The organism is Nocardioides oceani (assembly GCF_030412965.1).
In the GTDB taxonomy this organism is placed as follows: domain Bacteria; phylum Actinomycetota; class Actinomycetes; order Propionibacteriales; family Nocardioidaceae; genus Nocardioides; species Nocardioides oceani.
Map to the genome: position 1 here is coordinate 1 of NZ_JAUHJQ010000026.1, position 11,376 is coordinate 11,376.

General features: G+C 62.3%; 10 protein-coding genes and 1 pseudogene. 10 read left to right on the forward strand and 1 reads right to left on the reverse strand.

What is annotated here, in order from left to right:
• The 10 genes from QWY28_RS22775 to QWY28_RS22820 form a co-directional block, all read left to right on the forward strand.
• Positions 1 to 327, forward strand: a 327-nt coding sequence (locus QWY28_RS22775) for an ABC transporter permease subunit (protein ID WP_439117276.1), incomplete at its 5' end; no start/stop codon positions are given.
• On the forward strand, positions 324 to 1,454 hold the full coding sequence (locus QWY28_RS22780; protein WP_300955216.1) for an ABC transporter ATP-binding protein: 1,131 nt from the start codon (positions 324 to 326) through the stop codon (positions 1,452 to 1,454). The genes QWY28_RS22775 and QWY28_RS22780, both read left to right, overlap by 4 nt.
• Before the next feature lie 162 nt (positions 1,455 to 1,616).
• The gene (locus QWY28_RS22785; RefSeq protein ID WP_300955217.1) at positions 1,617 to 2,543 is read left to right on the forward strand and encodes a LysR family transcriptional regulator; all 927 of its coding nucleotides are present in this window, start codon (positions 1,617 to 1,619) and stop codon (positions 2,541 to 2,543) included.
• A gap of 163 nt (positions 2,544 to 2,706) precedes the next feature.
• Positions 2,707 to 4,161: an NAD(P)/FAD-dependent oxidoreductase gene (locus tag QWY28_RS22790; protein WP_300955218.1), complete on the forward strand. Its 1,455-nt coding sequence runs from the start codon at positions 2,707 to 2,709 to the stop codon at positions 4,159 to 4,161.
• Positions 4,154 to 4,942 (forward strand): FAD-dependent oxidoreductase, encoded by a 789-nt coding sequence (locus tag QWY28_RS22795; RefSeq protein WP_300955219.1) that lies wholly within the window; start codon positions 4,154 to 4,156, stop codon positions 4,940 to 4,942. The genes QWY28_RS22790 and QWY28_RS22795 overlap by 8 nt, the downstream gene beginning before the upstream one ends.
• Positions 4,943 to 5,220: 278 nt before the next feature.
• Positions 5,221 to 6,057, forward strand: a complete 837-nt coding sequence (locus QWY28_RS22800; protein WP_300955220.1) for a class II fructose-bisphosphate aldolase — start codon at positions 5,221 to 5,223, stop codon at positions 6,055 to 6,057.
• Positions 6,054 to 6,872, forward strand: a complete 819-nt coding sequence (locus tag QWY28_RS22805) for an HAD-IA family hydrolase (protein WP_300955221.1) — start codon at positions 6,054 to 6,056, stop codon at positions 6,870 to 6,872. Before QWY28_RS22800 ends, QWY28_RS22805 begins: the two co-directional genes overlap by 4 nt.
• On the forward strand, positions 6,863 to 8,137 hold the full coding sequence (gene eutH / locus QWY28_RS22810; RefSeq protein ID WP_300955222.1) for an ethanolamine utilization protein EutH: 1,275 nt from the start codon (positions 6,863 to 6,865) through the stop codon (positions 8,135 to 8,137). The genes QWY28_RS22805 and eutH overlap by 10 nt, the downstream gene beginning before the upstream one ends.
• Complete coding sequence (locus QWY28_RS22815; protein ID WP_300955223.1) at positions 8,134 to 9,129, forward strand: phosphotransferase; 996 nt, start codon at positions 8,134 to 8,136, stop codon at positions 9,127 to 9,129. The genes eutH and QWY28_RS22815 overlap by 4 nt, the downstream gene beginning before the upstream one ends.
• Entirely contained in the window at positions 9,104 to 10,426 is a 1,323-nt protein-coding gene (locus QWY28_RS22820; protein WP_300955224.1) for a transaldolase family protein, read from the forward strand. Before QWY28_RS22815 ends, QWY28_RS22820 begins: the two co-directional genes overlap by 26 nt.
• A gap of 392 nt (positions 10,427 to 10,818) precedes the next feature.
• Here the strand turns inward: QWY28_RS22820 and QWY28_RS22825 are convergent.
• Positions 10,819 to 11,253: pseudogene (locus QWY28_RS22825) on the reverse strand (amino acid permease); the annotation flags it as partial.
• Positions 11,254 to 11,376 lie beyond the last annotated feature (123 nt).

Genomic DNA, 11,376 nt, shown 5'->3' on the forward strand with positions numbered 1-11,376 from the left:
GAGGTCTTTCGGGTGGCTGGCGTAGGAACCGCCATCTTCGAAAGACCTCGACCTCTATCCCGGCACCGACGCGCCGACCCCGGCCGCGTCGTCCGCTACACCCTCAACTGTGAAGAGCCCGATAACGTTGTGATCTCGATTTTCCTCCAGACGCCAGCACTGACCACCTTGCCGGTTCTGATTTGGTCGTCGATGACTCGGGATACGGATCCAACTATCGCAGCGGCTGCCTCTCTTATTCTCCTTTTTACCGTTTCCGTCCTGGCCTTAGCGCTGTGGATCATGGGCCGTCGAACACAGCGCACGAAGAAGGGCATTTTGTTATGACGAATTCCGCCCGTGCCACCGGGGCCCGCATCGACATTAGTCATCTCACTAAGACGTATGGATCACAACGTGCCGTGGATGATGTGTCGGTGTCTGTTGAGCCCGGTGAGTTCATGACGCTGCTCGGGCCCTCTGGCTCGGGGAAAACTACTACCTTGAACCTCATCGCTGGCTTCAGTACGCCGGACGAAGGCAGTATCCACGTCAATGGTCGCGATGTTGGGCACCTCCCACCTCATAAGCGAAATTTGGGGGTGGTCTTCCAGAACTACGCTTTATTCCCCCACTTGAGCGTTAGCGATAATGTGGCGTTCCCGCTAAAGCAGCGTCGGGTTAGCTCATCAGAGCGGAAAAAGCAGGTTGCGCAGGCGTTGGAAACGGTGCACTTGCATGGAATGGCTGACCGGCGACCAAGTCAGCTTTCAGGTGGGCAACAGCAGCGTGTAGCCCTGGCACGGTCTATCGTTTTCAAACCCTCCGTGCTACTGATGGACGAACCATTGGGCGCGCTGGATCGCAAACTTCGGGACAGCATGCAACTAGAGGTGCGCCGGATCCATCGTGAGGTTGGAAGCACTGTTGTCTTCGTGACCCACGATCAGGAAGAGGCACTGGCTCTTTCCGATCGCATTGCGGTTTTTCGTGACGGCAGAATCGAACAGATCGGCACCGGTAGGGAGTTGTATGAATCTCCGGCTTCCATCTTTATCGCAACGTTCCTCGGGGAGTCCACGTTGATTTCGGGGAAGGTAAGAAGCGATGGTCGGGGTTCTTTCGTCGAAGGTGCGGCGAAGGTCCGCGTGAACGGCTCTTTACCTGATGGGTCAGCAGGTGTCGTTATGGTGCGGCCGGAGCGGCTCCGACTGGAAGCTGCGGGAGCGGTCTCGGCCACCGCGGATCAAAACGCAGTCGAGGTTACGGTACTGAACGAGATGTACTTGGGTTCCTCGCGCAGGCTTGGCGTCCGATTGCCTGACGGGACCACCGGCCTGGTCAGGGAGCCAGCTAGTACGGCCTCTGCAGTTCGCGCCGGAGACCGTGCCGTTCTTCGATGGCCTGTGAATGACGGCGTCCTCCTAGTTGCAGACCCTGCGGCGGAAGCGGTCAGCGCATCGCCCGCCTTCTAGGAAGGGCACGTGGCCCCGGGACGGTCGGCCGGTTAGTGCCAACCGGGGCCACGGCCTTCCGGTGGCCCGGGGTCTGCCTTGGGGTGCCGTGACAGCCTGGGAGGTCAAGACCCTGCCCCCGCCGAGCGGTTGGGCTAGAACGATGTCACAAGGGGATACGAAGTGCCGTCACTGCAGGATGTCTGGAACGTCACTCGTCTGAGGTTGCTTGTAGAGCTGGAGAAGTGCAGCAGCTTGTCGCAGGCGGCCGAGGCGGTCGGTGTCAGCCAACCTAGCGCCAGCGAGCATATTCGCTTGTTGAACGCTGCCGCGGGAGAACCGATTGTTGAGCGCTACGGACGGTCGCTACGGCTCACCCACGCGGGTCGCGTGTTAGCCGTCTACGCCTCCCAAGCGCTCTCGAACCTCACTGCCGGCGAGTCCGCCCTTGCCGCCCGCGCGGGACTGCGCACCGGCACGCTCGAGCTCGGCGCGTCTTCGGTGCCTGGAACTTATTTGGTTCCAGACATCATCGAGCAGTTCCAGCAGCAATGTCCCGATGTCAACGTGCACGTGTCGGTGGGATCGACCGCGGAAGTTCGTCAATGGCTAAGTTCGGGTCGAGTCACGTGCGCTGTCACGTGTGGTGATATGCGCGACGAGCGCCTGACAGTGACCGCCCTTGGCCCTGATGAGATCGTCGGTGTAGCCAGACCCCGCTTCCTTGACCTGTCCTCGGACGGCTATGTGGACGCCGCCGCCCTCGATGATTTCACGCTTCTGGTTCAAGAAACGGGCTCAAGCACCCGCGAGTACGCCTTGGGACTTTTGTCCGGGACTGACTACTCGTTCCGCAACGTATGGGAACTGGGTTCGGTGGACGCGGTCAAACGGGCGGCGCGTCGAGGCCGTGGAGTCGGCTTCCTGTCCACTCACACCATTGCGGACGAGCAACGGCGGGGGGAGGTCGTCGCTTTCCGGGTGACGGATTTGCCTTCGCCAGCGCGGCGGGTGTGTTGGGTCCGGCTGACGCGGGCGTCTGTCAGTCCCGCCGAAACGTACTTCGAGTCGATGCTGCGGTCGCACCTCTCCCGCGCGGGTGGGGTGTAGTCGTTAACCGGACGTATCGGGTAATCCGATACATAGCCGGCTGAAACTCCCATCTGCCGATGTGGCAGGCGCGAGTGCCGAGGATTCATTGACTCGACTTATAGTCCGCTCCTATCGTTCAACGATCGTAATACTTGATCCCAGACGACTTTAGGAGCGGCGGATGCAATCAAGCGGCCTCCCACTTGTGGAGACTCCAGATGTCCTGATCGTGGGGGCGGGTGTCATTGGTACGTCGATTGCTATGGCCCTTTCCCATCTTGACGTGGACGTTGCGGTCGTTGAGCGGCGACACGACGTCGGCGAGGAGACGTCCCGCGCCAACAGCGGTATCGCTAATTGCGGCTGGTCTCTTGCGCCGGGCAGCCTTGAGGCGCAGTTGGTTTGTGCCTCGAGTCCGCGGTGGGAGGACATTGCCTCGAGGCTAGGTGTCACGTTTCGCCGGGTGGGCCTGACCCTTTTGGCCTTCTCGGAGGAGGAGGCATCCGGGATCTCGGCGTTGTGCGAACGAGCCACGGAGAACGGCGTCACAGTCCGAGAGGTGCGCGGTGATGAACTCGCTGAAGTTGCTCCGCACGCCTCTGGTCGGGCGGTAGCCGGCATCTATGTCCCCGATGAGGGGGTCGTCGACTCAGTGCGGTTGCCAGTCGCATTCGCCGAGCTCGCCTCGGTTAACGGGGTGCGCTTCTATCTGGGGGAGTCGGTGGTCTCAGCCTCTTTAGGCAATGGACAGGTCGAAGAGGTGCTGACGACGAAACGTCGCTTCCGGCCGCGGTTTGTCGTGAACGCCGCTGGCCTGGGGGCGGACTTCGTTTCGAAGTCTCTAGGCGGCGACGAATTCTCCATCACTCCGCGCCGAGGGCAGTGGGTTCTGCTCGATAGGGAGTTCGGGAAACGAGTTCCGTCAATCCTCACCGGAATGCCGGGGAAGCTCGGTCACGGTCCGATGGTTATCCCGACCGCCCACGGGTCGGTGCTCGTCGGTCCGGACGCAGAGGACCTCGAAGACAAGACCGATAAGTCTACGACCGGAGCAGGTCTTGACGACGTGGTGGATCGGTGTCGTGTCTTGATGCCGGACATTGACACGAAGTTCGCTATCAAGACCTTCGCGGGTCTGCGACCCCACAGCGACAAGACGTACCGCGTCGGCTGGTCTGAGGCTGCAGGGAACCTTCTCCAAGCCGCGGGCATTCGCTCGACAGGGGTCTCCTCATCGCTGGCAATGGGAGACCACATCCGTGATTTGCTCGTCGGAGCGGGGCTCAGCGATCGGCTGGACGCGGGAGCTCGTAACGACCTCGATTACACGCCGCCGCTATGGGCGGACGGCGACTACGCGCGGGTTGCAAAGGACCCGTTGGGCCGCACGGTGGTGTGTGCCTGCGAGAAGGTCACCGCTGCCGACATCCATCAAGCCCTGCGGGAGCCGTTGCCGGCGACATCCATCGGGGGAGTGGCCAGACGGACCCATGCGACGTGGGGGCGTTGCCAAGGTTCGGCGTGCCTGTCCGGAGTCTCGTTCATCACCTCGCTCTATACCCCAGGAGAGGCGTGGGAAACGCCGATGCATGAGCCGGGATCAACGCTTGGCGCGGGGGTGACGACCGGTGAGTGACGTGGTCGTTGCGGGTGCTGGACGTACCGGCATCTTGGTGTCGCGGATGCTAGCGGAGCGAGGAATCGGTGTAACGCTCGTCGAGCGATTGCCGGCTCCGGGGGGCCAGGAGCCGGAGACCGATGCCGCTCAGCTTGCTCGGGCCGCGTCGCGCGCCGGCGTGCGGATGATGCTTGGCACTCTCGCGGCCGAGTTCAGCCAGGGTCAGGTCCATACTCTGGGGGTAGAGGGTGCAGTCACGCTGTCGGCCGATGCACTCGTCGTGGCTACGGGATCTCGGCCGCAAACGCGTGCCGAGCTTGGCATCGCAGGGGAGCGCGGTGCCGGGGTCATGCCCGGGTCCGCGACCCGGCACCTCCTGGACTCGGGTGTGCTTTTGGGCCGTCACCCGCTGGTGATCGGAGACGGTCATTTGGCTGAGGAGCTCTGCTCGGCCTTAGGCTCTGCCGGCGCCATCACGGTGACGTCGGTTCGAGCCGGGTCGGACGGGGTTGATCCATGGCCTGGCACGAACACCTTCACCGATGCCCGGGTTCTGAGCGTGCACGGTTTTCCCCGGGTGAACCGGGCAGTGGTGTCCCAGGGCGATCGCCTGACCCATGTGCACGCGGACGCGGTGATCTTGGCTGCCAGTCGGGTTGCGATGCGCAACATCGAGGGGGCTGTCTTCGGAGGACCCCACGTCGTCGAATGCTTCAGCCTCGCCGAACCCAAGACGTTCGACAACGCCGAAGCAGCGGCGATGCAAGCCTGCGAACAAACCATGCTCACGTTGCGCTGACCGTCAAAAACGCCTGATCAGGAGACCCCAATGCAAGTGCTTTCACCAGTTGGAGAGTTTAAAGTCGCCGTCGACGGCGTACGTATCCGTGACGGCCGGCTGGTTGTCCACATGTCCATGGGCGCCTGGCGCTCCGAGGCCACGCTCGAGCGTGGTGACCTGCCCTACGTTGGTGTCGCCGCGAGCTTGCTCTTCGGCACGTTCTATATGGGTCGGCAGTCAGTAAAAATCGCCCTCAAGGCCCGAGAGTTGGGCTCACGATGACTGTGGCTAAGTTGGTGCCCGTCCTTGAGGCCGCCACGGCGGGCGGCTATGGCGTCCTGGCGGTCAACATCGTGAACGGGCTGACGCTCAGGGCGGTGGTTGATGCGGCCGAAGAACTACGCGCACCGGTGATAGTTCAGACGTCCGTCAAGACGGTCCTTTCGCAAGGTATTCCCGAGACCATGTCCATGTATCGCCACGCCGCCGAGCGCGCGACCGTGCCGGTGGTGCTCCATCTAGACCACTGCACCGATCGAAATGTGCTCCTCGACTGCCTGAAGGCGGGCTGGGGTTCTGTGCTTTTCGACTGTTCGGGTCGCACGCTCGAGGAGGCGACCGAGCAAACCAAGCAGGTAGTGGGGGAGGCTCGGAGCTTTGGGGCGGACGTCGAGGGTGAGATCGAGGGGATAACGGGTGTCGAGGACGGGGTCGGCAGCGACGACAAGTCGGAGCTTTACCCCCTGGATGACGCAGTGCGCTTCATACGCGAGACAGGGATCGACTGCTTCGCGCCAGCCATTGGCAACGCACACGGTGACTACCCCCAGCTTCCCAACCTTGACGTCGACCGGGTGGACTCGCTGGTGGACGCGACCGGGCTCCCTATGGCGTTGCATGGCGGGAGCGGGCTGAGCGACGACCAGTTTCGGGACCTGATTTCCCGTGGCTGCGCCAAGGTGAACATCTCCACCGCACTCAAGCAGGCATACATCGACGCGCACCGGGATTTCCTGGCGGAGAACCCGGACTGCCATGAACCCTTGACGTTGATGGCGTTTGTGTCGAGCCGCGTGAGCATGGTCGCGCAGGGGCTCATCAAGGTGTTCGGCAGCGAAGGGCGTGTCGCATGAGGGCGCTCATCTTCGATTGCGACGGCGTACTCGCAGAAACTGAGCGCGACGGACACCGGGCGGCCTTCAACCGGATGTTCGCCGCGGAGGGTCTCGACTTCGAGTGGACTGAAGACGACTACGCCTCGGTGCTGAGCGTCGCAGGCGGCAAGGAGCGACTGCGCCGGTTATGCACCGACGCGTTCGTGGAGCGACACGGGCTACCGACCGAGCAGGCAGCACTTGATGAGCTCGTGGCGTTGTGGCATCGACGCAAGACGCAGATTTTCTTGGACCTCGTCGCCGAGGGGCGGATGCCATCTCGCGCCGGCGTCAGACGCCTCGCTTCTGAGGCGCGCGCCGCTGGGTGGCGTTTAGCCGTGGCGTCCACGTCCGCTGTCGTGTCGGTGGAGGCAATCGCTGAACAGGTGCTGGGCCGAGAGTTGCTGGGTGAGTGCGTGATCGCTGCCGGTGACATGGTGGAGAACAAGAAACCCGCGCCGGACATCTACCTCCATGCGGCACGTCTGCTGGGGATCGACGCATACGACGCCGTGGCCGTGGAGGACTCGCATGTCGGGGTGTCGGCCGCCGTGGCCGCCGGCATGCGCGTAGTAGCAACAGTCAGTCATTACACGGCAGATGAGGACTTGACTGCAGCCGACATCGTTGTCGACGGCCTCGGGGAGCCCGACGGTGCTGCAATCGCGGTGTACAAGAACGACACAAAAACAGAGATTGAAACTCATGTCGCTTTGGAGCACGTCGCCTCGTTGTTGGGTCAATCAGGGGCTATGCGTGGAGCGGCCCTGCCGAAGGTGGACTCATGGAAATAATTAGCGACACCGTCATCTACATTATGATGGCGTTCGTCCTGATCGGCGCGGTGGCGGCTATCAGAGACGATCAGGGGGGCATTGGCAAAGAGTTCATGCAAGGCCTGCACTCGATCGGCTATCTGTTCATCCCCGTCGCCGGAGTGATGGCTTCGCTTCCATACCTGAGCATCTTCGTCGAGAAGGTCCTAGGGCCAATTTGGTCGGCTCTAGGAGCCGATCCGGCCATAGCCGCAACGACGTTCATTGCGTCCGATATGGGTGGCTATCAGCTGGCAGAGGCAACGGCCCAAAGTGACGGCGCCTGGATCACCGCCATGGTCACCGGCTACATGGCCGGAGCGACAATTGTGTTCACGATTCCGGTGGGCTTGGCGATGTTGCAGAAGGCAGACCACAAGTATATGGCACTTGGCATCATGTCCGGGATTCTTACAATCCCGATTGGTGTCGCGGTGACTATGCTTATCGTCTTGGCGACCGGGGCCGATATCCGGTCGGAATCAAGCACCACCGGGCCAGCGGACACGCCGATTTCCGGGCTTGATGTGGGCGCCCTCGTCGGCAATCTCGTGCCCCTTGTGATCGTCGTGCTTTTGATCGCCGCCGGTCTTAAATTCTTGCCCGACCTGATGATCAAACTTTTCATGGGCTTCGGCCGATTCATTGACGCGGCGGTCAAAATCATTCTGGCCCTGTCAATCGTCGAGTACTTCACCGGGGTCTTTTCGCGTGTTTTTGGTTCCTGGGGCTTCGACGCCATCATTGCCACTGAGGATAATACGTTCCGAGCGCTGGAAGTCGCTGGATACGTTGGAATTATGCTTGCCGGGGCGTTCCCGATGGTTTACGCAATTCAGAAGTACATGTCGCGTCCGCTGAACGCAGTGGGTTCAAAGTTCGGCATCAGCCAGCCAGGTATGGCTGGAATTCTAGGTGGATCGGCCAACGTGCTGGCTTTGTTCCACCTGATCAAGGAGATGCCCCCGAAGGACAAGGTGCTGGCCGTAGCCTTCGCCACGACGGGGGGATTCCTGCTCGGCGACCACCTGTCGTTCACAGCGAACTTTCAACCGACTCTGATTGTCCCCGTCCTGATCGGCAAGTTGACGGCTGCCCTTCTCGCCATGGCGCTGGCCTACAAAATCGCTGTGCCAACCGCCCGCCGGCTGGAGGCAGCCGACCTCGAGCCTGGCCTCGCCTCAAGCCCCCCAGTTGCGGGGCTTGGCGCGACCGGGACAGAGACGCGGGGGTCTGACGAATGACCCAATCCCTGAACAACGTCGCGGCTTGTGACCCGCCGTGCGTCCGACAGGCGGTAGCCCGGCTGTGGCCAGGAGCCACCTGGTCCGCGGAGCCGCTTGACGGCGGCATGACGAATCGAAACTTCAAGGTCGAGGTACAGATAACCGACCGAGAGCAACGTACGGTGGTCGTTCAGGAGCAACTGCCTGACGCGCTCGCAGCACGGGTCGGTATTCATCGTGAGAACCAAGTTCGCGCCATGGCGATGGTGCTGGACTTGGGTTTGGCACCCGAAGTGCTCGGACAGTGGACAGAACCCCGGGTTCTAGTCTCCGAGTTCGTAGAAGGCGCGTTGCTGTCCGCGGTCCCGGATCGGGTTCATGCGACCGCGCTGGTGGGTCAAGCCCTGGCGAAGCTGCACAAGCACACGCAGGGCGTGGTAATGACGGGTCCTATTTCCGACCCATACAGCGGCACCGCGTGGATCTTGAATCAGGTCAAGAGCGAGGCCCCGGCCACGGCGGAGACGTTCGCGTGGACGATGGACATTCTCGCCCGCATTCAGGCTGCGCGCGGGCCGTACACGCCCAGTCTGCTCCACTCGGATGTCTCCGAGGGCAACGTGATCATCCTTCCCGACCGGGCGGTGCTCATCGATTGGGAGTACGTCGGAGCGGGCGACCCCTACTACGACGTAGGGGACTTCGCTGAGAAAGTGAAGCTCTCCAGCTCGGAGGAGGAGGCACTTCTGTGCGCCTACGACGGCGTCCTAGTGCCCACTTCGTTGGCTATGGCGCGCTTGTACCGGTTTGTCAGCATGCTGCGCGAGGCATTGTGGTCCGTCCGAGCAGGTACGACGGGCTTCACAGAGTTCGACTACGCCAATTACGCCCGTGCATGCCTAGCGAGGATGAGAGAAATTTCGCAGTCCTCGGAATTCGCTGACAGCTTGCACCTACTCGAGAACACCAATCAAGGAGAAATGAATGACTTACGCCAACGGCACAGCTGACCCCGTAGACCTGGATGCGACACGGTTCGAAACCAGAATCGGACACGAAGGCTACGTCCGGCGGCTCCCGGAGCGAGTCACCCGCACCATCACCGCCAGCAAATTGGAGGTCACCGACCGGTTCCGGGAGGTAGTAGACCTGTTCGGCGAGGACCACCAGGAGACCCCCGCAGGGTTCCGCATCGAGACGGCTACCCACGGTTCGGTCACCAGCGTCGACCTCGTCCGAGACATCGGATACGAACGGGGCGGCACGCCCCGGCCAACGCCGCTGCTGTTCTCGGCCGACTCCGCCAACCCCTACGAGGTCTCGGACTGCGCGCCCCTGATCGCCAACGTCACCTGCAACCCTGGGATCGTCTACGACCTCTTCATCAATAACCCGGACGCAAACATCGGTGGACACTTCACGACCCTCGACGAAGTCCTTGTGGAGTTGAGCAAGGCGGCCGGACCAGGATGCGATGTCTCAGTCGAGATCGCGAACCCTTATGGCGACATCAACGAAATCCTGGAGGAGGTAGCGCGCTACGAGGAGATCCTGACCCGGCACCGGCTGGTGGTGAAGGTTCCACATACCGGCCCGCTCTCCGCAGACACGGCTGGCGACCTTCTCAAGGGCAACGGATTGCTTCGCAAACGCTACAACTCTGGTGCCCCGCGCGACATGCTGCGGGGTCACGCGCTCGCTCGGCAACTGCACGACCTTGGGCACCGGGTGAACTTCACTTTGATGTTCGAGCCGCACCAAACGCCGTTGGCGCTGCAGGCACGTCCCTACTTCATCAACGCCTTTGTGCGGCACCGAGCTGACGCCACGAGGCGGATGCGTGGATTCGTCGCTGCCTACGACGCGACTTCAGACGAGCAGTTCGTCGCGGACCTCAGGGACTACCTCGTTCGCATGGACTACCTCGGTACCGACGACAAGGCCTTGGACCTCCTGACGGTCCTGCGGTTGACTCGCACACTTCTGCGTCAGCGAGACGATGGCCCCGACGACGGTATGGACAGTGTCCGCAGGTCGCTGCGTTGGCTATCCACCACACACCTGCCGGAGACCCGTCTGATCGTCTGTTCGATGGACGGCGAGCAGATGTTTCCGGATCTCATGACCATGCTCAGTGAACCCGAGTTCTTACCACTACACCGGCGGGTGCTCGTTACGGCCGATCCGGCCTACCTGACTCGGTGGACTACCAGCCCACACGTAGTGACCTACCAGCGTCGATTCCTGTCCGCCGTCCGTTCGGCACCGGACGCACTCAGCGCCGGCACATCGTCATCCAGGTCCTGATCGTTCCACCAATCGTGTTGGCACCACACAAGGCCATCCGCCCCCTCGGCCGTCTCCGGGCCCTATGCCCCGTGGTGCGGGCTACGGGTCCCGGAGTGGCAGAACGCCGGGCATCACCGTGGACGGCAGCTCGGGTCGCCGTGGCGGGTTCCGCGATGGGCGGCCCCCGCCAACCGGGCGACGGCACCATTCCGAGCCGCCACGAGGGACCCGAGCGTGGCTACCGGTCCCTTCGGGAAACCGGGCCAGCTACGCGTGATCGGGCCAGCCCCAAGACGTCCGCCTCACCGTTCGGTGCCGCCATTTGCCCGTGGTATTGAGTTCACCCAGTTCCGTCCCTGACACGAGCTTTGCAGCATCTCCCAATGGGACTAGCCGACCGTTGAGACGGCTCAGGACAACTCGGACTCAGCCTGCTGAATGGCCGCGAACTCCTCCTCGGGGGCGCTTGCGACGAGGCGGTGTCGGCTGTAGAACCAGAAGTAGGCCAGCGCAACAACGAAGATGAGCGCCGTGATTCCGGCCGCCTTCTTATCCACGAAGAACGTCGCAATCACTGCCGTCAGCGCGAGGGTTAGCGCAACGGCGGTCGTGACCACTCCGCCGGGAGTGCGGTAGGGCCGCTCGAGCTCGGGCTCACGGATCCTGAGCACGATATGCGAGACCATCATGAGTACGTACGACACGGTCGCACCGAACACAGCGATGTTGATCAACAAGGCGCCGTTCTCAGTGATTGCTGCGAGTAGGAACCCGATCGTTCCTGGCACGACCAGCGCCAGGTAGGGCGTCTTCCGGGCTCCGGTCACCGAAAGGATCCGCGGGAGATAACCGGCTCTTCACAGACCGGGGTGTAGTAGGGGTCTGAAGCCGCCGGTCTCGAGCAGGCTCCTGGCGATGTAGTTGGTCAGGTTGCGGAACCCGAGCGCTGATCCGCGTAGGTGCTCGAG